22 protein-coding genes are annotated in these 26,314 nt (G+C 74.2%); 8 read left to right on the forward strand and 14 right to left on the reverse strand.

Features of this window, described 5'->3' with window-relative positions:
- Both ONA70_RS19175 and ONA70_RS19180 read right to left on the reverse strand, forming a co-directional pair.
- Positions 1-2,569: ATP-binding protein (locus ONA70_RS19175; protein WP_265007823.1), on the reverse strand; the 2,569-nt coding region annotated here is incomplete at its 3' end.
- 157 nt (positions 2,570-2,726) lie between these two features.
- Positions 2,727-2,948, reverse strand: coding sequence for an FmdB family zinc ribbon protein (locus ONA70_RS19180; protein WP_265007824.1), 222 nt, complete (start codon positions 2,946-2,948; stop codon positions 2,727-2,729).
- Positions 2,949-2,986: 38 nt separating this feature from the next.
- On the opposite strand from ONA70_RS19180, the gene ONA70_RS19185 reads away from it, so the two are divergent.
- From ONA70_RS19185 to ONA70_RS19195, 3 genes are all read left to right on the forward strand, one after another.
- Entirely contained in the window at positions 2,987-4,237 is a 1,251-nt protein-coding gene (locus ONA70_RS19185) for a lytic transglycosylase domain-containing protein (RefSeq protein WP_265007825.1), read from the forward strand.
- Between the two features lie 72 nt (positions 4,238-4,309).
- A complete protein-coding gene (locus ONA70_RS19190; protein WP_265007840.1) occupies positions 4,310-5,326 on the forward strand; it encodes a GNAT family N-acetyltransferase in 1,017 nt (338 codons plus the stop codon).
- Positions 5,327-5,420: 94 nt separating this feature from the next.
- The gene (locus ONA70_RS19195; RefSeq protein ID WP_265007826.1) at positions 5,421-8,696 is read left to right on the forward strand and encodes a lamin tail domain-containing protein; all 3,276 of its coding nucleotides are present in this window, start codon (positions 5,421-5,423) and stop codon (positions 8,694-8,696) included.
- Positions 8,697-8,766: 70 nt separating this feature from the next.
- Here the strand turns inward: ONA70_RS19195 and hemB are convergent, their stop codons facing one another.
- From hemB to ONA70_RS19220, 5 genes are read right to left on the reverse strand one after another with little or no spacing between them, the layout of a single operon-like run.
- Entirely contained in the window at positions 8,767-9,750 is a 984-nt protein-coding gene (hemB, locus tag ONA70_RS19200; RefSeq protein ID WP_265007827.1) for a porphobilinogen synthase, read from the reverse strand.
- Between the two features lie 18 nt (positions 9,751-9,768).
- Positions 9,769-11,349 (reverse strand): bifunctional uroporphyrinogen-III C-methyltransferase/uroporphyrinogen-III synthase, encoded by a 1,581-nt coding sequence (locus ONA70_RS19205; RefSeq protein WP_265007828.1) that lies wholly within the window; start codon positions 11,347-11,349, stop codon positions 9,769-9,771.
- Positions 11,346-12,314, reverse strand: coding sequence for a hydroxymethylbilane synthase (gene hemC, locus ONA70_RS19210; RefSeq protein ID WP_265007829.1), 969 nt, complete (start codon positions 12,312-12,314; stop codon positions 11,346-11,348). The genes ONA70_RS19205 and hemC overlap by 4 nt, the downstream gene beginning before the upstream one ends.
- Entirely contained in the window at positions 12,311-13,693 is a 1,383-nt protein-coding gene (locus tag ONA70_RS19215; protein WP_265007830.1) for a glutamyl-tRNA reductase, read from the reverse strand. The genes hemC and ONA70_RS19215 overlap by 4 nt, the downstream gene beginning before the upstream one ends.
- The gene (locus ONA70_RS19220; RefSeq protein WP_265007831.1) at positions 13,690-14,460 is read right to left on the reverse strand and encodes a redox-sensing transcriptional repressor Rex; all 771 of its coding nucleotides are present in this window, start codon (positions 14,458-14,460) and stop codon (positions 13,690-13,692) included. Before ONA70_RS19220 ends, ONA70_RS19215 begins: the two co-directional genes overlap by 4 nt.
- 390 nt (positions 14,461-14,850) lie before the next feature.
- Between ONA70_RS19220 and ONA70_RS19225 the strand changes: the two genes are divergently transcribed.
- Together ONA70_RS19225 and ONA70_RS19230 are read left to right on the forward strand one after the other, a co-directional pair.
- Entirely contained in the window at positions 14,851-16,155 is a 1,305-nt protein-coding gene (locus tag ONA70_RS19225; RefSeq protein ID WP_265007832.1) for a sensor histidine kinase, read from the forward strand.
- Positions 16,156-16,229: 74 nt separating this feature from the next.
- Positions 16,230-16,886 (forward strand): response regulator transcription factor, encoded by a 657-nt coding sequence (locus ONA70_RS19230; RefSeq protein ID WP_265007841.1) that lies wholly within the window; start codon positions 16,230-16,232, stop codon positions 16,884-16,886.
- A 23-nt stretch (positions 16,887-16,909) separates the two neighbouring features.
- Here ONA70_RS19230 and ONA70_RS19235 read toward each other — a convergent pair whose 3' ends face one another.
- The 3 genes from ONA70_RS19235 to ONA70_RS19245 are packed head-to-tail and all read right to left on the reverse strand — an operon-like array spanning position 16,910 to position 19,471.
- Complete coding sequence (locus ONA70_RS19235) at positions 16,910-17,560, reverse strand: HAD family hydrolase (protein WP_265007833.1); 651 nt, start codon at positions 17,558-17,560, stop codon at positions 16,910-16,912.
- Positions 17,561-17,592: 32 nt separating this feature from the next.
- A complete protein-coding gene (locus tag ONA70_RS19240; protein WP_265007834.1) occupies positions 17,593-17,850 on the reverse strand; it encodes a glutaredoxin family protein in 258 nt (85 codons plus the stop codon).
- Positions 17,837-19,471, reverse strand: coding sequence for an AMP-binding protein (locus tag ONA70_RS19245; protein WP_265007835.1), 1,635 nt, complete (start codon positions 19,469-19,471; stop codon positions 17,837-17,839). The genes ONA70_RS19240 and ONA70_RS19245 overlap by 14 nt, the downstream gene beginning before the upstream one ends.
- Positions 19,472-20,229: 758 nt before the next feature.
- Here ONA70_RS19245 and ONA70_RS19250 point away from each other — a divergent pair.
- The 3 genes from ONA70_RS19250 to ONA70_RS19260 all read left to right on the forward strand — a co-directional run bounded on the left by ONA70_RS19250 (position 20,230) and on the right by ONA70_RS19260 (position 23,254).
- Positions 20,230-21,102 (forward strand): ECF subfamily RNA polymerase sigma factor, BldN family, encoded by an 873-nt coding sequence (locus ONA70_RS19250; RefSeq protein ID WP_406601216.1) that lies wholly within the window; start codon positions 20,230-20,232, stop codon positions 21,100-21,102.
- A gap of 291 nt (positions 21,103-21,393) precedes the next feature.
- A complete protein-coding gene (locus tag ONA70_RS19255) occupies positions 21,394-22,263 on the forward strand; it encodes a DUF5667 domain-containing protein (protein WP_265007837.1) in 870 nt (289 codons plus the stop codon).
- A gap of 112 nt (positions 22,264-22,375) precedes the next feature.
- Positions 22,376-23,254 (forward strand): HAD family hydrolase, encoded by an 879-nt coding sequence (locus tag ONA70_RS19260; protein WP_265007838.1) that lies wholly within the window; start codon positions 22,376-22,378, stop codon positions 23,252-23,254.
- A 116-nt stretch (positions 23,255-23,370) separates the two neighbouring features.
- Here ONA70_RS19260 and ONA70_RS19265 read toward each other — a convergent pair whose 3' ends face one another.
- From ONA70_RS19265 to ONA70_RS19280, 4 genes are all read right to left on the reverse strand, one after another.
- A complete protein-coding gene (locus tag ONA70_RS19265; protein WP_406601217.1) occupies positions 23,371-24,381 on the reverse strand; it encodes a lysophospholipid acyltransferase family protein in 1,011 nt (336 codons plus the stop codon).
- 101 nt (positions 24,382-24,482) lie between these two features.
- A complete protein-coding gene (locus ONA70_RS19270) occupies positions 24,483-25,556 on the reverse strand; it encodes an NAD-dependent epimerase/dehydratase family protein (RefSeq protein WP_265007839.1) in 1,074 nt (357 codons plus the stop codon).
- Positions 25,557-25,676: 120 nt separating this feature from the next.
- The gene (locus tag ONA70_RS19275) at positions 25,677-25,778 is read right to left on the reverse strand and encodes a 30S ribosomal protein bS22 (RefSeq protein WP_007465623.1); all 102 of its coding nucleotides are present in this window, start codon (positions 25,776-25,778) and stop codon (positions 25,677-25,679) included.
- A gap of 222 nt (positions 25,779-26,000) precedes the next feature.
- A complete protein-coding gene (locus ONA70_RS19280) occupies positions 26,001-26,210 on the reverse strand; it encodes a helix-turn-helix domain-containing protein (RefSeq protein WP_046564428.1) in 210 nt (69 codons plus the stop codon).
- Between the last annotated feature and the right edge of the window lie 104 nt (positions 26,211-26,314).

Raw genomic sequence — 26,314 nt, forward strand, 5'->3', positions numbered from 1 at the left:
CCCGGGTGGCCTGGGCCGCGCCGAAGAGCCGGGCCGCGGTGAGCGGATCGCCGCCCAGCGCGCAGCGCACCGCGATCGCGTTCACCGTGTCGCAGGCCCGCCCCAGGTAGCCGTGGCTCATCCGGGAGCGGAGCGCGACCACCAGGTGCTCGTGCGCGGCGACCAGATCCCCCCGGGCCAGCGCCACCATGCCGAGCAGCATGTCCACCGAGCGCCGGCCCCGCTCGACCGGCCGGGACGCCTCCACCGGGCGGGCCGCCCCGAGCAGGTCGGCCGCCTCGTCCAGCGCGCCCCGGCGCCACAGCAGCTCGGCGAGGTTGTAGACGGCCAGCAGCGCGTCCGAGACCACGTCCTGCTCGTACGCCCAGTCGATGACCTCCCGGCACACCCGCTCCGCCTCGGCGAACTGTCCCATGTCGACCAGCGGTGCGGCCCGGCCCGCCAGCACCCGGGCCAGCAGTCCCAGGTCGCCGGCCTGCCGGGCGGCCGCCTCGGCACGCTGCGAGTAGCGCAACTCCTCGGCGAACTCCCCGTCCGCGCCGGCGTGCAGCGAGTGCATGTGGTACGCCGCCGCCAGCTCCGCCTCCGGGATCGACTCGCCGGTCTCGGCGATCCGACCGTAGAGCCGGAACAGCCAGAGCCGTCCCTCCCGGGCCAGCCCCCGCTCCCGCCACCACTGGTCCAGCCCACCGGCCAGCGTCAGGCCGGAGCGGGCGCTGCCGCCGGTGGCGCACCAACGCAGCGCGGCCCGAAGTTCCCCGGCCAGCGGATCGAGCGCGTACAGAGAGAGGGTGACCGGGCGGCCCTCCGGCCCCAGGTGGGCGCGCTCCAGGGCGTGCCGGGACCAGGCGACGTGCCGGTCCCGGGCGGTCTGCTCCTCGCCGGCCTCGATCAGCCGGCGGGCCGCGTACGCCCGGATCGGGTCGAGCATCCGGTAGGTGCTGCCGGAGGCGTGCGGCTCGGCCAGCACCATCGACTTGTCCACCAGCACGGAGAGCGGGTCGAGCGGGTCGTCGTCGAGCAGCCACTGCACGGTCGGCAGGTCCACCGGACCGGCGAAGACCGCCAGCCAGCGCAGCAGCCGGGCCGAGCGCGCCCCCAACGTCCGGTACGACCAGGTCACGGTCGCCTGCATGGTCAGGTGGCGGGCGCTGGCCGAGCGCTGCCCGGCCCGGGTCCCCGGGGTGGGCGGGGCGGCCCCCGTCACGGCGGCCACCAGATCCACCGTGTCCTGCTGGTTGCCCGTCCAGCCGGCGTCCACCGGGGGCGGCTCGGGCTCCGCCCGGCCGGCGTCCAGCGTGCCCAGCATGTCGTCGAGGCGTTCGGCGAGCTGCCCGGCCGAGAGCACCCGCAGCCGGGCGGCGGCCAGTTCGATGGCGAGCGGCAGCCCGTCCAGCCGGCGGACCACCCGCCGCAGGTCGGCCTGCTCGGCCTGGTCCGGCGGCCGGCCGCCCCGGGCCGCCGTCGTCCGGTCCAGCAACAGGGCCACCGCGTCGCTCGCCCCGCCGTCCGGCCGCGGGTCCACCGAGAGCGGAGGGATCCGCCAGACCACCTCGCCGGGCAGCCCGAACGACTCCCGGCTGGTGGCGAGCACCCGGACGCGCGGGCCGCCGGCCAGCAGCCGGGAGATCACCTCGGCCGAGGACGCCGGTTGGGCGTCGCAGGTGTCCAGCACGACCAGCATCCGGCGGGCGGCCGCGTACTCCACCAGGGTGTCGATCATCGGACGGCCGGGCTCCGGCCGGAGCCCGAGCACGGCGGCGATCTCGAACGCCACCAGACCCGGGTCGGTCACCGCGGCGACGTCGACGAACCAGACCCCGTCCGGGTACGCCTCGACGATCCCCGAGGCCAACTCCACCGCCAGCCGCGTCTTGCCGGCGCCGCCCGCCCCCAGCACGGTCACCAGGCGGTACGTGTCGACCAGCCCCCGCAGCTCGGCCCGCTCCGCCTCCCGGCCGACGAACGAGGTGACCTGGGTGGGCAGGTTGTGCGGCACCGCGTCGGCGGTACGCGGACGCGGGAAGCTCCGCTCCAGGCCGGGCGCCACCAGCTGGAACAGTCGTTCCCGGTCGTCGAAGCCGCGCAGCCGGTGCAGCCCCAGGTCCAACAGGGACGCCCCGTCCGGCAGCGGGTCGGCGTGCCGGGCGGCGGCGGCCGAGCAGAGCACCTGTCCACCATGGGCGGCGGCGGCCACCCGGGCCGCCCGGTGCACCTCGGGGCTGGCGTACTCGCCGTCGCGGGGTTCGGCGTACCCGGTGTGCAGGCCCATCCGCACCCGGGGGGCGGCCTCCGGGGTGGGCCAGTCGTGGCTGACCAGCGCGCGTTGCGCGGTCAGACAGGCGGTCAGCGCGGCGGCCGCGTCGCCGAACGCGAGGAAGAACGAGTCCCCCTCGGTCAGCAGCTCCGCCCCGTCGGTGCCGGCCAACGTGTCGCGCAGCAGCCGGCGGTGTTCCCGCAGCACCGGGCGGTAGCCCGGACCGAGCAGCTGGGCCAGTCGCGTCGAGCCTTCGATGTCGGTGAACACGAAGGTCACCCATCCGCTCGGGAGGTGGATCCGTGGCGCCATGCGTGGAACCTCCGCCCCCTGACGTCGGGTTCATGCTGCCCTATGGTCACGACGTCACGCATCGTGAGAACGGCCGGGCAGATTCCGACTCAAGGTGCCAAAGGATCACACTGCCGGCAAGGTACGGATCGACCGGCGAGACGACGTCGAGGGCGGATCAGCAGCCGCAGCCCCCGCCGCAGCAGCCGCCCCCGGACGGCGCGGCGCCGCCGCCGACCGGTCCGGCGGCGCCTCGGCCGGTGACCGCGACAGTGGACAGCAGCTTCACCGTGTCGGCGTGTCCCTGCGGGCAGGACGCCGGCTGGCCGGCCTCGGCCATCGGGCGGTTGACCTCGAAGGTGTCGCCGCAGGAGCGGCAGCGGAACTCGTACCGGGGCATGGTTCCAGCGTACGGCCGGGCCTGACGACGGGGTAGGCATGGGTAATACTCGACGGGTGGTGGACGGCGAGGAGCGCATGACGGTTCGACCCCTGCGACCGGCCGTGCCGCCCGACGGCGGCGCCGACCATCGGCCCGTCCCGAAACCCCGCGGCACCGTGCACCCGGACTCGACGAGCGCCCCCACGAGCGACGCCGAGCCGGCCGACGCCAAGCCGGCCGACGCTCCCACCGGCGACGCCAAGCCGGCCGACATCGCCGCGAGCAACGCGAAGCCGGCCGACGCCCCCACCGGCGACGCCAAGCCGGCCGACGCCGAGCCGGCGACGGACGCGCCGGCCGGCGGTCGGCGGCGGCGTAGCTCGTTCGCGCACGCAGTCCGGGTGCCGCCCCGGCAGCTCGCCGTCGGTGCGGCCCGGGCGACCCGCGCCTGGTCCCGCCGTCCCAGCGGGCGAATGACCCTGCCCGGCCTCTTCCTGCTGGTCCTGGTCGCGGCTACCGCGACAGCGGGGGCGCTGCTGGTGCCGGCGGCCATCCGCAAGCCACAGCCGGTGGCGGTCGACGCCACCGCGACGGCTCCCGGGAGCGGCGTGCCCGAGGGCGGGGCGGTGCCCGGCGGGACCGACCTGACCCCGGGCCCGGCCGGCACCGGCGACCCGCTGGCGACGCTGACTCCGACGCCGACGGCGACCGGGCCGATCGCCGGGGTGCCCGGCCGACCGGCGGATGCCCTGGCCGGGTGGGCGCAGCAGGTGGGCCAGCGGGCCGGCATCCCGGTGGTGGCCGCGCAGGCGTACGGCTACGCCGAGCTGGTGCTCCGGCAGACGAAGCCGAGCTGCCAGCTCAGCTGGACCACGCTGGCCGCGATCGGGTACGTCGAGTCCCGCCACGGCTCGGCCAACGGGGCCACGCTCCGGCCGGACGGCGTCTCCGTGCCGGAGATCGTCGGCCCACCACTCAACGGGCAGGGCGGCACGTCCCGGATCCCCGACTCCGACCAGGGCCAGCTCGACCACGACACCGTCTGGGATCACGCGATCGGCCCGATGCAGTTCATCCCGAGCACCTGGCAGACGGTCGGGGCGGACGGCGACAACGACGGCGTGCGGAACCCGCACGACATCGACGACGCCGCCCTGGCCGCCGGCAACTACCTCTGTCAGGGCGGCCGGAACATGAGCATTCCGGGCGACTGGTGGGGCGCCATCCTCTCGTACAACGACGTGCGCCGGTACGCCCAGGACGTCTTCGACAAGGCCAACGACTACGGGCGGTTGAGCCGTACGTGACGTGACCGCTCGGATACATTCGAGAACTGGACCCTTCCCCCGGGCAACGGTTCCCGGCAAGCTAGACGGGTGATGGTGCGCGAGTGGGACCCTCGGACCGCGTCGTCCGCCGAGATCGCGTCGCTGCTGGACACGCTGAACGCGGTCCTGGCGGCCGACCTGCCGCAGGATCCGCCGTGGCGGGAGAGCTCCCTGCGGGAGTACCTCTCCGAGGTGATGCCGGGTGAGCGGCGGATCTCCTGGGTCACCCAGGCCGATCCGGCTCCGGACGACACGCCGGGCGCCATCCTGGGCCACGTGAACGTGCTGCTCCTCGGCGGGATCGGGGTGCTGGAGGTGCTGGTCCACCCCGCGGTCCGGCGCACCGGGATCGGCCGCGAGCTGCTCCGGGTGGCCGCCCGCCGGGTCTGGGACGAGGGCTTCCAGTCGATCGGCGTCGAGGTGGTCGGCGGCACCCCGGCCGTGGCGTTCCACGAGTCGCTCGGCTTCGCCAGGGAGTACGTCGAGACCCGCAGCGTGCTCGACCTGGGCGCGGTCGACTGGGCGGCGTTGACCGAGATGGCCGGTGGCGTCGGCGCCGGCTACCACCTGGAGTTCTGCCCGGGCGGCCTGCCGGACGATCTGCTCGAGGCGTACGCGCGGGCCAAGGCCGAGGTGCGCGATGTCGACGACGGCGAGCTGCGCCCCAGCTCGTACGACCCGGAGCGGCTCCGGGACAGCCTCGACACGCTGCACCGACGGGGCATGAAGCCGTACATCGTGCTCGCCCTGCACGAGCAGACCGGCGAGGTGGCCGGGCTGACCGAGGTGGTGGTGCCGGCGCAGCACCCGACCCGGGCCGACCAGTACGACACCATCGTGGTCCGCGACCACCGCGGCTACGGCATCGACCGGGCCATCAAGGCGCGGATGCTGCTGGAGCTGCGCTCGGCCGAGCCGCAGCTGGCCGACGTACAGACCTGGAACGCGCAGGCCAACGAGGCGATGTTGAAGGTCAACGCGGAGCTGGGCTATCGTCCCGACCGCGAGTGGTGCGAATACGGCGTTGACGTCGCCGAGCTGGTGCACCGTCTCGACACTCACCGCTGAAGGGTGTTCACCAAACGGCTGCCCGGGGGATGGACGCCGGACCGGAACGCCCCTTAACGTGCGTTAGTTCCTGCCCACCCATCGTGGAGGCTCCATGCGCCCGCGCCGCTCCATCGCCGCGCTCGCGACCACCGCCGCCGTATCCCTGACGGCGGTCGGCCTCGCACCCCCTGCGGCCAGCGCCGCGTCCACCGACCTGTTCATCTCCGAGTACGTCGAGGGCTCGTCCAACAACAAGGCGATCGAGCTCTACAACAACACCGGCGCCCCGGTCGACCTGGCCGCCGCCGGCTACCAGCTCCAGTTCTTCTTCAACGGGGCCACCACCTCGACGAACGTGCCGCTGACCGGCACCGTCGCCCCCGGTGACGTCTTCGTCTTCGCCGCCTCCTCGGCCGCGCCGGCGATCCTCGCCCAAGCCGACCAGATGTACGGCAGCTCGCTGTACAACGGCGACGACGCGATCGTGCTGCGCAAGGGCACGACCGTGGTCGACTCGATCGGGCAGGTCGGCTTCGACCCGGGCACCGAGTGGGGCAGCGGGCTCACCAGCACCGCCGACAACACCTTGCGCCGGCTCCCCTCGGTGGCCGCCGGCGACACCGACCCGTCGGACGTCTTCGACCCGGCCGTGCAGTGGGTCGGCTACGCCACCGACACCTTCGACGGGCTGGGCAGCCACACCGTCGACAACGGCGGCGGCCCGGTCGACCAGCCGGCCACCGTGACCTGCGGCGGCGCGCTGACCCTGGAGGCCGGCAGCACCGCCACCCGCCAGGTCACCGCGACCGACGCCGACGACACGGTCACCGATCTGGCGGTCACCTCGGTGAGCCCGGCACCGGCGAGCGGCTCGATCAGCCGTACCGCGTTCACGCCGGCCGCCGCAGCCGGCGGCACCGCCACCGCGACGCTGACCGCGACCGGCCTCCCGGCCGGCTCGTACGCGGTCACCGTGACCTCGACGGACACCGACGGCGGCACCGCGACCTGCACCTTCACCGTGCAGGCCACGGCCGTGCTGTCGGTCGGCGAGGTGCAGGGCCGCACCGGCGACGACGAGAACGGCCGTACCGACCGGTCGCCGCTCGCCCCGGCCAGCGGCAACGGCACCAGCTCCACGCTGTACGACGTGCGAGGTGTGATCACCCAGCAGTCGCTCACCCGCAGCTCCGCCGGCGCCAACCAGTGGGGCTTCTACCTGCAGAGCCGCAAGGGCACCGAGGACGGCGACCCGCTCACCTCGGACGGCATCTTCGTCTTCATGGGCTCGTTCACCACGCTGATCGGCGGCTACGCCCCGACCGTCGGCGACGAGGTGGTGCTGCGCGGCCGCGTCTCCGAGTACTTCAACCAGACGCAGCTCTCCAGCGCCTCGCTGGTCCGCAAGCTCGACTCCGGTCTGAACGTGGACACCGCCGTCCGGGTGGACGACGCGATCCCGCCGGCCGACGGAGCCGCCGCAGACCTGTTCTGGGAGCGGCACGAGGGCGAGCGGATGCGGGTCCGGTCCGGCAGCGGTGTGTCCGCCCCGCGGCACATCTACGCCTCCACGGCCGACTCCGAGATCTACGTGGTGGACCGCGAAGACCCGATCATGCAGCGGACCGACCCGTACGCCCGCCGGGTGTTCCGGGACGCGCACCCGCTGGACGACATCCCGGGCACCCTCTTCGACAACGGCAACAACCAGCGCATCCTGCTGGGCGCCGGGGGCGTGAAGGCGACCGCCGGTGACTCCGGCGCGCTGCTGCCCGAGGCCCGGACGTACGACACGCTGACCGAGGACGCCTACGGCGCCATCTCGTACGCGTTCAGCAAGTACAGCGTGCAGCCGGAGCAGCTCACGCTGACCGGTGGCGCGGACCCGGCGGAGAACAACCCGCCGCAGCCGGCGGACCGGAACGCCGAGGTCGCGGTCGCCACGTACAACCTGGAGAACCTCTACGACTACCGGGACGACCCGTTCGACGGCTGTGACTTCGCCGGCAACTCGGGCTGTGCCGGCGTGAGCCCGCCGTTCGACTACGTGCCGGCCAGCGAAGCGGCGTACACCGCCCGGCTGAACGTGGAGGCCCGGCAGATCGTCAACGCTCTGCACAGCCCCGACCTGGTGCTGGTGCAGGAGGCCGAGGACCAGGACATCTGCTCGGTCACCGGCGGCGTGCTGGTCTGCGGCGACACGAACAACGCCGACGGCGCACCGGACACCGTGCAGGAGCTGGCGCTGGCCATCGCGGCCAACGGCGGCCCGGCGTACGCGGCGGCCTACGACCGGACCGGCGCGGACGCCCGGGGCATCACCTCGGCGTTCCTCTACCGTACGGACCGGCTGACCCTGGCCGAGGCGACCGCCGGCGACCCGCTGCTAGGCACCGCCCCGACGGTGCAGTACCGCTCGGCGGGCCTGCCGTCCAACGCGGACGTGCAGAACCCGAAGGCGTTCAACGCGGTGCTGCCGGCCGACGTGGACCGCTCCACCGGGGTGGACGGTTCGAACGTCTACACCCGGGCGGCGCAGCTGGCCGAGTTCACCGTGGCGGCGGCCCCCGGCTCGAGCGAGCACTACACGCTCTGGGCGGTCAGCAACCACTACTCGTCCGGTCCGGACAGCCGGGTCGGACAGCGGCGGGAGCAGGCCGCGTACGGGGCCGCGCTGGTGCAGGCGATCGAGGCGGACGACCCGAACGCCCGGGTCATCTACGGCGGTGACCTGAACGTCTTCCCGCGGCCGGACGACCCGATCGCCACGGCTGCCAACCCGACTCCGTCGGACCAGCTCGGCCCGCTGTACGGGGCCGGCATGCACAACCTCTGGGACGATCTGGCGGCGGACGTGCCGTCGGCGGCCTACTCGTACACCTTCAGCGGGCAGGCCCAGACGCTGGACAACCTCTTCGTCAACGACCGGCTCCACGGCGACCTGGTGCAGGTCCGGGCGGCGCACATCAACGCCGACTACCCGACCGACGCCGAGGGCCTGGGCGACCGGGGCGCCAGCGACCACGACCCGCAGGTGGCCCGGTTCCGCTCCCGGGCGTCGCTGAGCGTGGCCGACACCTCCGTGCTGGAGGGCAACAAGGGCGACACCACCATGACGTTCACGGTGACCGTCTCCCGGCCGCTCTCCGAGTCGGCCCTGATCTGCGCCACCACCTACGGCACGACGGCGCAGGCCGGGTCGGATTACGACTCGTACGTCGGTTGCCGGACGCTGGCCGCCGGCCAGACGTCGCTGGCCTTCCCGGTGACCGTCCGCGGTGACAAGAAGGTCGAGGCGGACGAGCAGCTCAAGCTGTACGTGGCCGGCGTGCCGGGACTCCGGCTCGCCGACCCGGTCGCCGTCGGGACCATCCTGAACGACGACTGACCGGTCTCAACGAGGCGGCCCGCCGTCCAGCCCCTTCGGCTGGACGGCGGGCCGTTTCAGCGGTCGTCGTTCAGTAGCGCTCGCGCACCAGTTGGGCGGCCTCGACCGCCCAGTAGGTGAGGATGATCTGCGCACCGGCCCGCCGGATCGAGGTGAGCGTCTCCAGCATCACCCGCTCGCGGTCGATCCAGCCGTTCGCGGCGGCCGCCTCGACCATCGCGTACTCGCCGGAGACCTGGTAGGCGGCGACCGGGACCTCCACCGCGGCCCGGACCGCCGACACCACGTCGAGGTACGGCAGGGCCGGCTTGACCATCACCAGGTCGGCCCCCTCGGCGACGTCCAGCGCCACCTCGCGCAGCGACTCGCGCAGGTTCGCCGGGTCCTGCTGGTAGGTGCGCCGGTCGCCCTCCAGCGCCGACTCGACGGCGTCCCGGAACGGGCCGTAGAAGGCGGAGGCGTACTTCACCGCGTAGGCGAGCACCGCGACGTCCTGGTGGCCGGCGGCGTCCAGGGCCCGGCGGACCACGCCCACCTGGCCGTCCATCATCCCGGACGGCCCGACCATGTGGACCCCGGCGTCGGCCTGGGCGACCGCCATCTCGGCGTACGCGGCCAGGGTGGCGTCATTGTCGACCCCGCCGTCGGGGGTGAGCAGGCCGCAGTGCCCGTGCGAGGTGAACTCGTCGAGGCACAGGTCGCTCATCACCACGGTGGCGTCGCCCACCTCGGCGATCACGTCGCGGATGGCGACGTTGAGGATGCCGTCCGGGTCGAGGCCGCCCGAGCCGGTCTCGTCTCGCTGCGCCGGCACGCCGAAGAGCATGATGCCGCCGACTCCGGCCTGGACCGCCTCGACGGCGGCCTTGCGGAGCGAGTCCCGGGAGTGCTGGAGCACCCCCGGGAGCGACGCCACGGCCCGCGGCTCGGTCAGCCCCTCCTTGACGAACATCGGCACGACCAGCTCGGCCGGGTCGACGCGGGTCTCGGAAACCAGCCGCCGCACGGCCGCGTTACGGCGCAGCCGGCGGGGCCGGATCTCGGGGTACGACATGCGGACCTCCCTGAACGATCAGCGGAACCTGAGCGCGGTCGGCCCCTGCACCTTCGAGCCGCGGCGCTGCTTGGCGGGCATGGCGGCGAGCTTCTCGCGCAGCTCGACGGCGTAGGCGGCGAGCGCCTCCACCAGGTCGGGCACCGAGGCGTGCTGAGGCTGCACGTCGACCCGCAGGCCGAACTCCGTCGCGGTCTCCGCCGTCTTGGGCCCGATGACAGCGACAACGGTACGCGCGTGCGGCTTTCCGGCGATGCCGACCAGGTTCCGGACCGTGGAGGACGAGGTGAAGAGCACCGCGTCGAACCCGCCCGACTTGATCGCGTCGCGGATCTCGGCCGGCGGCGGCGCGGCCCGGACGGTCCGGTACGCGGTCACGTCGTCGACCTCCCAGCCGCGCTCGGTGAGCCCGGCGGCGAGGGTCTCGGTGGCGATGTCGGCGCGCGGCAGCAGCACCCGGCCGACCGGGTCGAGGATCTCGTCGTGCGGCGAGAACTCGGCCAGCAGGCCCTCCGAGGACTGCTCGCCCGAGGGGATCAGCTCCGGCTGGATGCCGAAGGCGCGCACCGCGTCGGCGGTCGCCTCGCCGATACAGGCGATCTTGACGCCGCCGAAGTGCCGGGCGTCCAGGCCGTGCTCGGCGAACTTCTCCCACACCGCCCGTACCGCGTTCACCGAGGTGAAGATCACCCAGGCGTACCGGCCGTCGACCAGGCCCTTGACCGCCCGCTCCATCTGGGCCGGGGTACGCGGCGGCTCGACCGCGATGGTCGGCACCTCGCACGGGATCGCCCCGTACGCGCGCAGCCGCGCGCTCATCACGCCGGCCTGCTCCTTGGTCCGGGGGACGAGCACCTTCCAGCCGTACAGCGGGCGGTTCTCCCACCAGCTCAGCTTGTCCCGCTGGCCGACGCCCTCCCCGACGGTGAGCACGACCCGGCCGGTGAAGCCGAGCGCCGCCGCGACGAACGAGTCCACGGTCGACGTGGTGGTGTACTGCGTCTCGCCGGTGCCGTCGCCGGTCACCGCGACGCCGGTGGCGCCGTCCACGCCGGCGGCCAGCAGGCCGTCCCGGACGGCGCCCAGGTCGCCGGCGTCCACGGCCAGGGCCAGCGAGCCCCGGCCGACGGCGGCGGCCAGCGCGTCGAAGTCCAGCGTGTTGACGTCCTCGACGTCGGCGGCGGTCCGCACCCCCGGCAGCGGCACGCCCGCGTAGGTGGCCACGCCCTCGGCCTGGCCGATGCCCGGAACCACCTCGAAGTGCGCGGCGGTACGCGCCACCGCCTGCACCTCCTTGACCACCGAGTCGTGGCCGAACGGGTCTCCGGCGACCAGGTGCACCGCGTTCTGCCCGGCGCGGGCCGCGGAGATCAGCACCTTCGCCACGTCCCCCGGTACGCCCTCGGCGGGGCTGAACTCGGCGTCGGACTTGGCCTGGGCGCGGACGTGCTCGAGCAGCGACTCGGGGACTCCCCGGTCGTACACCACCTGGTCGGCGTCGACCAGGGCGTCCAGCGCCCGGCGGGTCAGCAGGCCAGGGTCGCCGGGACCGGCCCCGACGAACGCGATCCGGCCTACGGGCTTACGGGTGCGGGTCATTCTGTGCTCCCAAATTGCTGGGTCCCCGGGCCGGCGTGTCCTTCTTGGCCGAGGATCGAGTCGGCGCCGAGTTCGAGGAGTTCGGCGGCGAGTGCCTTGCCGATCTCCGCCGCGTCGGCGGGCGTTCCGGTGCGGGACAGCCGGAGGTCACGGGTACCGTCCGGGCTGATCACCGCCCCGCGCAGGTAGATCTCCTCGCCGGCGTCCCCCTCGGCGACTTCGCCGTAGGCGGCGACGGGCGCGCTGCACCCGGCCTCCAGGGTGGCCAGCAGTGCCCGCTCCGCGACGACCGCGGCGCGGGACGGTGCGTGGTCGAGCACCGCGAGCAGCTCGACCAGATCCTGATCGTCGATCCGGCACTCCACCGCCAGCGCGCCCTGGGCGGGCGCCGGCAGCATCAGCATCGGGTCGAGGGTCTCGGTGATCACGTCGGACCGGCCGAGCCGGTTGAGCCCGGCCCGGGCCAGCACGACCGCGTCGAGGTCGGCGTCCGGGCCGAGCACCCGGCCGAGGCGGGTGTCGACGTTGCCCCGGATCGGAGTGACCTCCAGCTGCATGCCGAGCGCGTGCAGCTGGGCGATCCGGCGCAGCGCGCCGGTGCCCACCCGCGCGCCCGGCGGCAGCTCGGCGAGGGTACGGCCGTCCCGGGCGACCAGCGCGTCCCGCGGGTCCTGCCGCTGCGGCACGGCCGCGATGTGCAGCCCGGGGGCGGCCGCGGTGGGCAGGTCCTTGTACGAGTGGACGGCGAAGTCGATGATGCCGGCGGTCAGCGCGTCCCGCAGCGCGGAGACGAAGACGCCGACACCGAGCCGGTGCACCGGGGCCGAGGAGCGGTCGCCGGCGGTCACCACCTCGACCAGCTCGACCGGGCGGCCGGTGGCCGCGGTGAGAGCCTCGGCAACGTGGCCGGACTGGGCCATCGCCAGGGCGCTGCCCCGGGTGCCGAGGCGCAGGGGGTCGTTCATCGCGCACCTCCGGTGGGCGGGACGTCTGCGGCGTCGAACGAGGGACGGCCCTCGACGGTGACGCCGTCGGGCTCGACCACGTCCGGAACGGTGTCGACCGGGGAGGTCTGCGGCACCTCCAGGTCGAACAGCTCGCGCAGCAGGGCGGCGTACTGGTCGCCGCCCGGCTCGGCGGCGAGCTGGCGGACCCGCACGGTCGGCTGGTGCAGCAGGCGCTGCACCACCCGGTGCACGGTGCGGGCGACCTCGGCCCGCTGGTCGTCGCTGAGGTCGGGGCGGCGCTGGGCCAGCCGGCGCAGCTCGGCGGTGACCACGTCGTCGGCGCGCCCGCGCAACGCAGCCACGGTGGGCGCCACGTCGGCGCCGCGCAGCCAGCTGAGGAACGCCTCGACCTCGCCGGTCACGATCCGGGCCACCTCGGCGGCGTCGGCGGCGGCCGGGCCGTCGGCGAGGATCACGGCCATCCGGCCGATGTCGATCACCTCGACCTCGGGCAGCGCGGCCACACCCTCCTCGACGTCGCGCGGGACGGCCAGGTCGAGCAGGACCAGTGGGCCGCGCCCGGCGTCCCGCCGGGCCAGCGCCCGGGTCACCACGTCGCGGGTGAGCACCGGCTCGGTGGCGGCGGTGGCGGCCACCACGATGTCCACCGCGGCGAGCGCGTCGACCAGCTCGGCCATCGGCACGGCGCTGGCGCCGTACGACTCGGCCAGCCGGACGGCCCGGTCGGCGCCGCGGTTGGTGACGGTGAGCGGCCCGGCGCCCAGCCGGGAGAGGGTGGCCACGCCCAGCGATCCCATCGCGCCCGCGCCGACCACCATGGCGGGCCGGCCGGCCAGGTCGCCGTCGAGCAGCCCGGCGGCCAGGTCGAGGGCGGCGGTGACCACGCTCTGGCCGGCCCGGTCGATGTTGGTCTCGGCGTGCGCCCGCTTGCCGACCCGCAGCGCCTGCTGCATCAGCTCGTGCAGCAGCCGGCCGGCCGAGTCGGCGCCGGCGGCGGAGTGGTACGCGTCCCGGAGCTGGCCGAGGATCTGCGCCTCGCCGACCACCATCGAGTCCAGCCCGGCGGCGACCCGGAAGACGTGGTCCACGGCGGCGGCGTCGTAGTGCACGTAGAGGTGGTTGGCGAGCGCCGCCGGCGGGCAGGAGGCCTGCTCGGCCAGGACGGCGCAGATGTCCCCGAGGCCGCCGTGGAAACCGGACACCGCCGCGTATACCTCCACCCGGTTGCAGGTGGAGACGAGCACGGCCTCGGCGACGTACGGCTGGGCGACCAGGCGGTCCAGGGTGCGGGTGAGATCCGCGGGCGGGACCGCCAGCTGCTCCAGCGTCGCGACCGGGGCGGTGCGGTAGGACGCGCCGACGACGAGCAGTTTCACGTGCCGATCGCCTCCTGGGTGTCGGTGGCCGCGAGCCCGCCGGGCAGGGCGGTGAGGGCGGACCCGCCGGTGGCGGGGAGCGCGGTCAGCGATGCCTTGCGGTGCTCGTGGAAGGACAGGATCTGCAGCTCGATCGCGAGGTCGACCTTGCGCACGTCGACCCCCTCTGGAACTGAGAGTACGCACGGCGCGAAGTTGAGGATGCTCGTCACGCCGACCGCGACGAGCTGATCTGCCACCGCCTGGGCGGCCGACGCCGGGGTGGCGATCACGCCGATCGAGATCGACTCCTCGACGGCGACCCGGGGCAGCTCGTCGATGTGCCGGACGACCAGCCCGTTGATCTGCTCACCGACCCGGCTCGGTTCGGCGTCGAGGAGCGCGGCGATCCGGAACCCGCGGCTGGCGAAACCGTCGTAACCGGCCAGAGCGTGACCGAGATTACCCACCCCGACCAGCGCGACGGCCCGCCGCTGGGTGAGCCCGAGCACGAACTCGATCTGGTCGACCAACAGCCCGACGTCGTAGCCGACGCCCCGGGTGCCGTACGAGCCGAGGTGGGAGAGATCCTTGCGCAGCTTCGCCGAGTTCACCCCGGCGGCGTTGGCCAGCCCCTCGCTGGAGACCGTCTCGTGGCCGACCTCGGCGAGCGCGTGCAGGGCACGGAGGTATTCGGGGAGCCGTGCCACGGTCGCCTCGGGCAGGTCCGGGAGCGCCGGTACGGCACCGGCGCGGCCGGGCGCGCCAGGGTGACGGTGCTGACTCATGAGACTCCGTGCGGTGCGATCCTCGACCAGCGACGGCGGCCGGTCGTTCCGGGACTCCCGCTGGCGACCGATGTTGCTGGCTGTGCTAGCAGGGCGCGTCGGAACTACAGAGTAGGCGCTTGTGAAGGGGTGCACAAATCGCGATCTTGCTGGCCCGCGACGCGCCGCCACCTGCACCTCCATCCCGACAAGATCGATAGACCGCGCTCCCTCGGCGCCGCACGGCGATTATTGCTCAATCCAGACTTCTCTGACCAATTGCGCGCGCTCCGGTCGCGCTGTGTCATCAACGGGCGAGGCGCGGATCACGCCCCGGTAGGGACAACCCCACCCCGGAGAGACCGGCGCGCGGGATGGGGCCGGGGCGGTCCCGGCCCATAGCCTCGGGGCATGACCGCCGTACCGCTGGCCACCCGGCCCGCTTCCGCCACACCCGCACCCGGACTCGTCCGGCAGCTCCTCCGCGACTCCGGATACGTGCTCTTCGGCCTGCCGCTGGCGCTGGTCGGCTTCGTGGTGGCCGTGGCGGGGATCTCCCTCACCGCCGGGCTGCTGGTCACCACGCTCGGCCTGCCCGTGCTCGCCGGCACCCTGTACGCGGCCCGCGCGCTGGCCGATCTCGAACGGCTCCGGCTCCCCGCCGTGCTCCGCCAGCCCCGGGTCCGCCCGGTCTACCTGACGCCCGAGCCGCGGGTCGGCTACTGGCGCCGGATCCTGACCCCGATGCGGGACCCGCAGTCGTGGCTCGACCTGCTGCACGCCTTCGTGAAGCTGCTGGTGACGCTCCCCACCTTCGTGCTGGTGCTGGTCTGGTGGGTGGGCGGCCTCGCCGGCACCCTCTACGTCACGTACGACTGGGCGATCCCGCGCGGGCCGGGCGACCAGGACCTCAGCGAACTGCTCGGGATGGGCGAGGGGGCCGGCCCGCGCGTCGCGCTGAACACCGCGATCGGGATCTTCTTCCTGCTCACCCTGCCGCTGCTGGCCCGGGGCTGCGCCCGGATCCAGGCCGGCCTGGCCCGCTCCCTGCTCACCGGGGTGGCCGAGATGCGCAACCGGATCAGCACCCTGGAGGACCAGAAGCGGGCCGCCGCGTCCGCCGAGGCGTCCGCCCTGCGCCGGCTGGAGCGGGACATCCACGACGGCCCGCAACAGCGCCTGGTCCGCCTCGCCATGGACCTCGGCCGCGCCCGCCAGCAGCTCGCCGTCGACCCGGAGGCGGCCCGGCGCACCCTCGACGAGGCGGTCACCCAGACCCGGGAGACCCTCGACGAGCTGCGCGCCCTGTCCCGAGGCATCGCGCCGCCGATCCTCGTCGACCGGGGCCTGCCCAGCGCCCTGGCCGCCCTCGCCGCCCGCGCCCTGGTCCCCACCGAACTGGTGATCGACGACGACCTGGGTACGCCCGGCGGCCGGCTGGACCCGGCGGTGGAGAGCACGGCGTACTTCGTGGTCGCCGAGGCGCTGACGAACGTCGCGAAGCACAGCGCGGCCACCGCCTGCCGGGTCGAGGTGGCCCGCAAGGTCGGCCGGCTGGAGATCGACATCCGGGACGACGGGGTGGGCGGTGCCCACCTGGCCAAGGGGCACGGGCTGAGCGGCATCGCCGACCGGGTGCGGGCCGTCGGCGGCACCCTGGAGGTGGCCAGCCCGGCCGGCGGCCCGACCGTGGTCCGGGCGGAGCTGCCCCGGTGAGCCCGAACGACGGGCGGACCCGCCCCGACCCGCCGGGGCCCGCGGAGGACGGCGACGTGGTAGACACCGGACCCATGCGGGTGGTGATCGCGGACGACGCCGTGCTGCTCCGGGAGGGGCTGGTGCGGCTGCTGACCGAGTCGGGACACGAGGTGGTGGCGGCCGTCGGCGACGGGGACGCCCTGGTGGAGGCGGTGGTGGCGCACCGCCCGGACGTGTCGGTGGTGGACGTGCGGATGCCGCCCTCGCACACCGACGAGGGGCTGCGTGCCGCCGTCGAGGCCCGCCGGCGGGTGCCGCGTACGCCGGTCCTGGTGCTCTCCCAGTACGTCGAGGTGTCGTACGCGGACGACCTGCTCGCCACCACTGGCGGGGCCGGCGGCGGGATCGGCTACCTGCTCAAGGACCGGGTGGCCGCGATCGACGAGTTCCTCGACGCGCTGAACCGGGTGGCCGCGGGCGGCACGGTGCTGGACCCGGAGGTGATCGGCCAGCTGCTGGTCCGGCGGCGGCGCGACGACCCGCTGGCCACCCTGACCCCGCGCGAGCGGGAGGTGCTCGCCCTGATGGCCGAGGGCCGCTCGAACACCGCCATCGCGCGGACCCTGGTGGTCAGCGACGGCGCGGTCGAGAAGCACGTCCGGAACATCTTCACCAAGCTCGACCTCCCCCCGGACGCCACCAACCACCACCGCCGGGTCCTGGCCGTCCTCACCCACCTCCGCGCCTGACCGCCGGGCGGACCCGGGGCCCGTCAGGGGAGGGTGCGGGCGCGGGTCACCGCCTCGGTGAGGGTGTTGGCGACGGGGTGGCCGGAGGCCCGGAGGCGGGCGGGGTCGGAGAGGCCGCCGGCGTAGAGGACGCAGGCGCCGCCGACCGAGAGCGCCGCGTCGGCGTCGTCGAGGGAGTCGCCGATCAGCACCACCTCGCGGCCGTCCAGGCCCAGCTCGGCCAGGTGCTTCGCCAGCCACTCGGCCTTGCGCCCGCCGCCCACCGCGGCCCGCAGCCCGTCCACCCGGGCGAAGTGCGGGGTCAGCCCGTACGTGTGCACCGTCGGGACCAACTCGTCGTGGAACCACATGGACAGCAGCGACTGGCTGCCCGGCCAGGCGGCGATCGCGGTGGTCGCGTCGGCGGCGAGGGCGCAGCTGGCCAGCCCGGCCCGGTACGCGTCGTGGAAGATCCGGTCCAGCGCGCCGAACGCCTCGTCGTCGATCGCCCGGCCGAGCATCTCCGCGTAGTAGTCCGCGATCGGCCGGCGGAACCGCACCCGGTGCTCGTCGGCGCTGACCGCCGGCCCGCCGGCGCTGGCGAAGGCGACGTTGGTGGCCCGGACCACCAGGTCCAGGTCATCGAGGAGGGTTCCGTTCCAGTCCCACACCAGGTGGCGCCGAGCAGTGGTCATCGCTGCACCATAAGGCAGCCGGACAACGCGGCTCAGAGCTGCGGGGTGGTCAGGTCCCGCAGCAGCCGGTCCTCCTCCACCCGCCAGTAGCCGTGCTCCTTGCCGTCGAGCAGCACCACCGGCAGCCGGTCGCCGTACTCGCGCTCCAGCTCGATGTCGTCGGTCACGTCCTTCTCGATCCAGCGGTCGCCGGTGACCGCCACCACCCGGTCGAGCGCCGCCTTCGCGTCCTCGCAGAGGTGGCAGCCGGGCCGGGTGATCAGGGCGAGCCGGGCGTCACTGCTGGACATCGGATACCTCCGTGCGGTTCTCGGTCGGCGGCGCCGGGGCCGGCACCGGAGGTGCCGCCGGGCGGAGCTCGGTCTTGCGTACCTTGCCGATCGCCGAGTACGGCAGGCTGTCGACGAACTCGACGGCGGTCGGGCACTTGAACCGGGCCAGGTTACGCGCACAGTGGCCGAGCAGCTCCTCGGCCGTCACCGGGGAGCCGGCCGCCCGCACCACGTACGCCCGGACAGTCTCGCCGGTCCGCGGGTGCGGCACCCCCAGGACGGCCGACTCGGCCACCCCGGGATGCGCCTCGAGCACCAGCTCGACCTCGTGCGGGTAGACGTTGAAGCCGTTCACCAGGATCAGCTCGCCGAGCCGGTCGACCAGGAACAGGTTCCCGTCCTCGTCGGCGTACGCCACGTCGCCGGTGGCCCACCAGCCGTCCGGGTCCGGCCCGCCCCGCCCGTCCGGCCAGTAGCCGCTGAACAGGTTGGCGCCCCGGACCACGACCTGCCCCGGGTCGGTGCCGGACGCGTCGTCGGACGGGTCCAGCTCGTCGGCGTCCTCCTCGGCCGTCGGCACGCCGTCCCGCCACAGGTCCGCGCCGTCCGGCCCGACCAGGCGCAGCTCGACGCCCGGGAGCGGGCGGCCGACCGAGCCCGGTCGAGGCTCCCCGTCGACCAGGGTGGAGGTGAGCACCGGCGCGGTCTCCGTGAGTCCGTACCCGACGTGCACCGGGTGCCCGGTCAGCTCGGTGAAGCGCGCGGCGACCGCCGGCGGCAGCGGGGCCGCCCCGCACACCGCGACGCGGACCGAAGCCAGCCCCGCCGCGACGTCACCCTCCGTGTCGGCCCAAGCCAGGAACATCGACGGTACGCCGACCAGCACGGTGACCCGGTGCCGGGCGATCTCGGCCAGTCCCCCGGTCGGGCCGGGCTCGTCGACGAGCACCCCGGTCGCGCCGTGGTGCACCACGGCTCCCAGCCCGGAGTTCAACCCGTACGCGTGGAACAGCGGCAGGGCGAGCAGCACGGTGTCGTCGGGGCCGACCACCGGCGGGGTGATCCGGCCGATCTGCTCGTGATTGGCGGCCAGGGCGCGGTGCGACAGCATCGCGCCCTTGGGCCGGCCCTCGGTGCCCGAGGTGTAGAGCAGGACGGCGAGGTCGTCCCCGCCGCGCGTGGGCAGCTCGACCGGACCGTCACCGTCAGTTACGGGCGGCGCGGTGTGCACGGCGGCCAGCGCGGGCAGGTCGTCGACGTCGACCCGGTCCCGGACCTCGGCGGCGCAGACCAGCACAGCGGCCCCCGAGTCGGTGAGCACGTGCCGCAGCTCCCGGGCGGTGAAGCCCGGGTTGACCGGCACCGCCACCAGGCCGGCCCGCAGCGCCGCGAGGTACGTGACCACGAAGTAGAGGGTGTTGCCGAAGGCGATCGCGACCCGGGGCGGGTGGGCGTCCCCGGGCGCGGGTGGCGCCGCGACGGCCAGCGCGCGGGCGGTGGCGGTGACCGCCGCGTCCAGCTCGGACCAGGTCAGGGTCCGGTCCCGCCAGTGCAGCACGGGGCGGTCGCCGTGGGCGACGGCCGCCCGGCGGAGCCGGTCGGCGAGGTTCGGCGCGGAGCTGTCGGCTACGTCCACCACGATGGCTGAGTCTGGCACAGCCGGGTTCGCCCGGCCACGCCCCGCACACTCCGCGCCCCGGCACCGTGCGCCACGGCGGCAGGAGGGAGCGCGGGCGCGGCCGGACGGCCGGCTGGCCGCCCGGGGCGACAGTCCCGTCGACGGGACTGAGCGAACCGCGCGCCGGTGCTCCCGGTAATTGGGGGCCGGCTCGCACCAGCCCGTCGGGCCAGGTTCACGGGCAGCCGGAAACCGCCCCGCCGGACGGCCGCCGCGACACGCCGAGCGTGGCAGGCAAATCGCTCCGGCCTGGACTTTCCACTCCGGACCAGGATCCGGCGCGAAAGTCAACCACACACGACGGACAACGGGTCCGCCAGTTGTGCGACGGGGCGGGAAATACTTCCGCTCTGTGTAACGGACTTGCCACGCGTGGGTGACGTTGGCCCTATCATCACTCGGGTCGGCTCACCCCATTTGCCGTGAGTCGACACCCCTCAGCCCGAGGAGGCCCCCGTGCCACTGAGCGCATTGGACCAGCACCTCAAAGGGACCTGCCGTCCGTCGGCACGTCCCGGAACGGCCCTGCCCCGCCGGGGCGTACCCGGTCCCGCCGGGAGCCTACGGCGTCCGGCGCGATCCTGCCCCGTCTGGATCGGGGAGGCGCGGTGACAACCTTCGGTTACGCCGAACGGCCGGCCGGGGTGGCCGGCCCGACCCAGCGGACTCCGATCAACGAACGGCTGGAGATGGAGGCCGCGCGCGGCACCGCCGAGGGAATGCGCAGCCTCGCGGCGGTGCGGGGCGAGGGGACCCGGCGCGGCCGCAACCGCACGCACCACAACGAGGCGCCGGCGCGCCCGGCAGTGCCCGGGAGCAACGCGAAGACCGCCGGCACCCGGCTGAGCTCGCCGTCCCGGCCGACCATGCCGGCCCAGGGCCGCCGCGGCGAGCCCCCGGCCGGCCCGGAGCCGTCGGCCGCCGAGACCGCGGTGCTGCCGGCGGTGCCGGCCGCCGACACGGCCATCCTGCCGGCGGTGCCCGCCGCCCCGGCCACCGGCTACCCGAGCCGCCCCGACCCGTCCGACCCGGCGACCGAGGTCTGGGCCCTGGTCGAGCGGGCGCAGGCCGGCGAGGCCGAGGCGTTCGGCCTGATCTACGACCGGTACGTGGACACCGTCTTCCGGTTCGTCTACTTCCGGGTCGGCAACCGGCAGCTCGCCGAGGACCTCACCTCGGACACCTTCCTCCGGGCGCTCAAGCGGATCGGCAGCTTCACCTGGCAGGGGCGCGACCTCGGCGCCTGGCTGGTCACCATCGCCCGTAACCTGGTCGCCGACCACTTCAAGTCCGGTCGCTACCGGCTCGAGGTCACCACCGGCGACGTGCTCGACGCCGATCGGGAGGACCGGGGGCCGGAGGGCAGCCCGGAGGCGGCGGTGGTCGAGCACATCACCAACGTCGCGCTGCTCACCGCGGTCAAACAGCTCAACCCGGAGCAGCAGGAGTGCATCGTGCTCCGCTTCCTCCAGGGCTTCTCGGTGGCCGAGACGGCCCGGGCCATGGGCAAGAACGAGGGCGCGATCAAGGCATTGCAGTACCGGGCGGTCCGGGCCCTGGCCCGACTCCTGCCCGACGGCTTCCAGCCCTGATCCCCGGCACCTCCGACCCGCCCGGCGACCCACCGGGCGGGGGTACGCGTACCCCTCGGCGGCTCGTGACGACGATCACGCTTGGTTATTTCGAGACCCGCCGGCCCGTAACCGGCCCCCGGCGCGGTCCGTTTCTCCGGGTGCGACCAGTGGTTGTCCGGCGAACCCCGGGCCACCCGGTCCGGCGGGCACGGTCTCCCCACCCGGTCGACCGTCGGCGTCACGCTGCCACCGGTCGCTGGTGACGACGACGGCCAACCCGGCCGTGACCAGCGAGAGGGGGTGCCTGCGGTGGACAGCAACCTCTTCTCCCGTCGGCGTGCCGAGCGCTTCGCGCAACTCCTCGACGAGGCCAACGGCGGCCGGCGCCACCACGCCCGTTCCCGGGCCGACGACGAACTCGCCGCCCTCGTCGCGGTGAGTCAGCGGCTGGCCGGCGACCGGCCTGCCGGCGAGGTCGACGCGGAGTTCCGCAGCGGGCTGCGCGCGATGCTCGTCGCCACCGCCGAGCGCGAGGGCGTGGGTGCCCCGACGAAGACCGAGGCCGGCACGGCGACCACCGGCGTACGCGGATCGCTGCTGCCGGCCGTGACCGGCCGGCGGGCGCGGGCCCGGGGCGCGATCCTGGTCGGCATCGCCGCCGGGGCGGTGGCCCTCTCCGGGATCTCCGCCGCCAGCGAGAACGCGCTGCCCGGCGACGCCCTCTACGGCATGAAGCGCTCCACGGAACGTGCTCAGCTCGCACTGGCCAGTTCGGACCTCAGCCGGGGCCAACTCTTCCTCGACTTCGCCCGGACCCGGCTCGACGAGGCGGCCACCGTACGCGGAGACCGGCTCGACTTCAGCGCCGTCCTGGACGACATGGACGCCGACACCCGGCAGGGCGTACGCCTGCTGGCCACGGTCGCGGCCCAGCGCTCCGACCCGACCGGCCTGGACGCGATCGACGCGTTCCTCGCCGGTCAGCGACAGGCGGTCAGCGGGCTGCTCGGCCGGGCGGACCACGTCGAGCGGGATCGGACCCGCCGATCGCTGGCCCTGCTCGACGAGGTGGGCAGGCGGGCCGACGGACTCCGCGAGGCGATCGCCTGCGGGCTCCCCGCGCCCGCCGCCAGCGATGCCCTCGGCCCGACCCCGAACGCCTGCCCCGCCGACCGCTGACCGCGGCGGGACAGCCGCCACACTTCTCCGCTCGGGCACCGGGCCGTCGCACAGCGCCGGATAGGCTCGCTGTGGAAGACATGCGCGGTCGTCGAGGGGGAGGGAGGTCGGCATGTCCCGGGCCCGGAAAGTGACGGTCAGCACCGACGTCCACGGGCACACCGCCGGCTGGTCGGAAACCGCGGAGGCGCCCCCGGCCGCCCCCACGCCCGACCCCTTCGCCGCCGCCTTCTTCGACGTGGACAACACGATGATGCAGGGCGCGTCGATCTACTGGTTCGCCCGTGGACTGGCCGCCCGGAAGTACTTCACCGCCGGTGACCTGGCCCGGTTCGCCTGGCAGCAGGCGAGGTTCCGGCTGCTCGCCACCGAGCACGCCGGGGACATGTCCCAGGCCAAGGAGGCGGCGCTCGCATTCATCGAGGGCTGGCGGGTCGACGACGTGGAGCGCCTCGCGGAGGAGATCTTCGACGAACTGATGGCGCCGCGGATCTGGGCCGGCACCCGCAGGCTCGCGCAGCGGCACCTGGCCGCCGGGCAGCGGGTCTGGCTGGTCAGCGCCGCCCCCGTGGAGATCGGCCGGGTGATCGCGGCCCGGCTCGGGCTGACCGGGGCGATCGGCACGGTCGCCGAGGTGGTCGACGGGGCGTACACCGGGCGGCTGGTCGGCGACCTGATGCACGGGCCGGCCAAGGCCGAGGCGATCACCCAGCTCGTCGCCGTCGAGGGGCTCGACCTGACCCGCTGCGCCGCCTACAGCGACTCGGCCAACGACCTGCCGATGCTCTCCACCGTGGGGCACCCGGTGGCGATCAACCCGGACCCGGCGCTGCTCCGTCAGGCCCGCGAGCGCGGCTGGGACGTCCGGGACTTCCGCACCGGGCGCCGGGCCGTCAAGATCGCCGTACCGTCAACGGCCGCCGCCGGGCTGCTCGCCGGCGCGGTCACCGCGGGCCTGGCCCTGCACCGCCGCCGCCACCGTCCCGGCTGACCCCGCCGCGGCCCCGAACGGACAACTTCGGGGAACCTGCTGCCTCGACCGATCGGCAGGCAGCAGGTTCGGGGAACTTGCGCGGGTCTTGACCCGGCGGCGCGGGGCGGCGCGAATCAGGGGCCGAACGGGTCGGGGCGGCGTTCGAGCAGCTTGTGCAGGGTCTGCTGGATGGTCTCCCGGACCTGGTCGGCGAGGTTGAACACGACCAGCGGGTCGTCCGCCGAGTCGCGCAGGTGCGCGGTGGGGATCGGCGGGCAGAACTCGATCAGCCACTTGCTCGGCAACGGCACCATGCCCAGCGGCCCCAGCCAGGGGAAGGTCGGCGTCACCGGGAAGTACGGCAGCTTGAGCAGCCGGGCGAGGGGCTTGATGTCGGCGAGCATCGGATAGATCTCCTCGCCGCCGACGATCGCCACCGGCACGATCGGCGTGCCGGTACGCAGCGCCGCCGAGACGAAGCCGCCCCGGCCGAACCGCTGCAGCTTGTACCGGTCGGCGTAGAGCTTGCCGACGCCCTTGAAGCCCTCGGGGAAGACCCCGACCAGCTCGCCGTTGCCGAGCAGCCGCTCCGCGTCGGGGTTGCAGGCCACCGTGCCGCCGGTCTTGCGGGCGAGCTCGGAGACCACCGGCATGCGGAAGACCAAATCGGCACCGAGCAGCCGCAGATAGCGGCGGGCCGGGTGCCGGTCGTGCAGCGCGGCCGCCAGGACCAGCGCGTCCAGCGCCACCGTACCGGAGTGGTTGCCCACCACCAGGCCGGCCCCGACGTCGGGCAGGTGCTCCACCCCACTGATCTCGGTGCGGAACCAGTCCCGGTAGAGCAGCCGGAGCAGCGGGTGGAAGACGGCGTCGGTCAGCTCGGGGTCGAAGCCGAACTCGTCTACCTCGTAGTCACCGGAGAGCCGGCGCCGCAGGAAGGCGAGCCCCTTGGCGACCCTCCGGTCCCAGTGGTCCCCCGGCCGGTCCACCACCGCAGGCCCGGGCGACGTCCCGGCGGCCGCCGCGTCCGCCCGGGCGCGCGCCGGCTCGCCGGTGGCAATCTCCGGCTCGTCAGTGGAGGTGTCCGGCTCGTCGGTGGCGTGGTCCGGCTCATCGCTGGCCGGGACCGGTTCGGCGGCGGCCATCGTGGGCCGACGGTGCCCGTTGCGCCGCGCCGGCTCCGCGCCGGGCGCGGGCACCGCGAGCGGTACGTTCCAGCGGGCCTCGCCCCGCTCCTCGGCCCCGCTCACGAGCGCTCCCGTACGGCGGCGCGGACCTGCCGGATGCTCTCCAGGACGAGTTGCTCGGCCGTGGCGAGCTGGTCCCGGGTCACCACCACCCCACCGTGGTGGGCGCGGATGAAGTCGTCGAACGCGGCGGCGGTCGAGCGCGGCGTGAAGCCGTACTCCTGCTCCAGTCTGGTGGTGTCCACCACCCGACCGTGCACGAAGAGGTCGACCTGGTCCAACCCGTACCGGCCGAAGCCCAGGCTGCGGGCGACGGCGGCCACCCCGGCGAGGCCCGGTTCGAGCACCGGCACGGCCACCCGGCCGGCCCGCCGGATCGCCTGGGACAGCGAGAGCACCCCCGGCCCGGCGACGTTGTAGGTCCCCGGGTGCTCCTCGGCGACCGACCGGTGCAGCACCTCCAGCGCGTCGTCGAAGTGGACGAACTGGAGCCGCGGGTCCCGGCCGAAGACGGTCGGCACGACCGGCTGGGAGAAGTAGCGGGTGAGCGTGGTGTCCGCGGTGGAGCCGATGAACGGCGCGAAGCGCAGCACGGTCGCGGTGACGTCGGGGCGCCGGCGGCGGAACCCGCGGACGTACCCCTCGATGTCGAGGATGTCGCGGCCGAAACCGCCGCGCGGCACCTCGCGGGGCTCGGTCTCCTCGGTGAAGACGGCAGGGTCGCGGAACGACACCCCGTACGCGGCGGTCGAGGAGCGGACCACGAGCTTGCGCAGCCGGGGCGCCCGCTGGCAGGCGGCGAGCAACTGCATGGTGCCGATGACGTTCTGTTCCTTCATCGCCGCCCGGCCGCCGTGCTGCGGATCGGGGGCGGTGACCAGGGCCAGGTGCACCACCGCGTCGATGTCGAGATCGAGCAGCAGGCCGCCGAGCGAGTCGAGGTCGAGGCGGACCCGCTCGACCCCGGACAGCAGGTCGGCGAGCTCGGGGTTGGGAGTGGCCGGGTCGACCCCGATGACCCGTTCGATGCGCGGGTCGGCGGCGAGGCGGGCGGCGACGTGCGCGCCGAGGTAGCGCCCGACCCCGGTCACGACGACGACCCCCGGAGCACCTGAGGTGCCACCGGGGGTCATGCCGTGCGCCTTGCCCGACAGGCGGGATCGAGCCGGGACGTGCACGGCCTGATCACCTGAGCCTCCGAGGGTCGACAGGTGGCAAGTGGTGCCGGATGCCGGGCGGGGGCCCGGCTCCGGTCACTTGCCGAGACGGCGACGCTGGACGCGGGTCTTGCGCAGCAGCTTGCGGTGCTTCTTCTTAGCCATGCGCTTGCGGCGCTTCTTGACCACCGAGCCCATACGACAGCCTTTCGATACAACGTGCGGGGCGGACCGGGAGACACCACCGCGGGTGGCGTCGGTGACCGCTTGCGGACAACGGACCGGACCAGCGTGGTGGGCAGGGCACACCAGGGTACGGTCACGGCCGAGGTCCAGCGTAGCCGGAGTGCGTCAGCCGGACCAACGCGCCCCCGGTCGATGCCCCTTTTCGTCGCACTCGACGGCTTGGCCGACAACGCGTCAGGCGGTCTCCTGGAAGGCACCCCGCAGGTATTCGTGCACGGCGTGCTCGGGCACCCGGAACGACCTGCCGACCCGCACCGCGGTCAGCTCACCGCTGTGCACGAGACGGTAGACCGTCATCTTGGACACCCGCATGACCGTCGCCACCTCGGCGACGGTCAGGAACCTGACATCCGACAGCCGTGCGTCGGACTGCGACCCGGCCATGGCTCACCGACCCATTCCCATGCCCGGCGCGTGCCGCCGGGCAGGTTGGTCCGGCCACGACGGGCAACGCGCGTGTTACCAGTACGGTAACGGGGCGGCTGTGA

Source organism: Micromonospora yasonensis (assembly GCF_026013475.1).
GTDB classification, from domain to species: Bacteria; Actinomycetota; Actinomycetes; order Mycobacteriales; family Micromonosporaceae; genus Micromonospora; species Micromonospora yasonensis.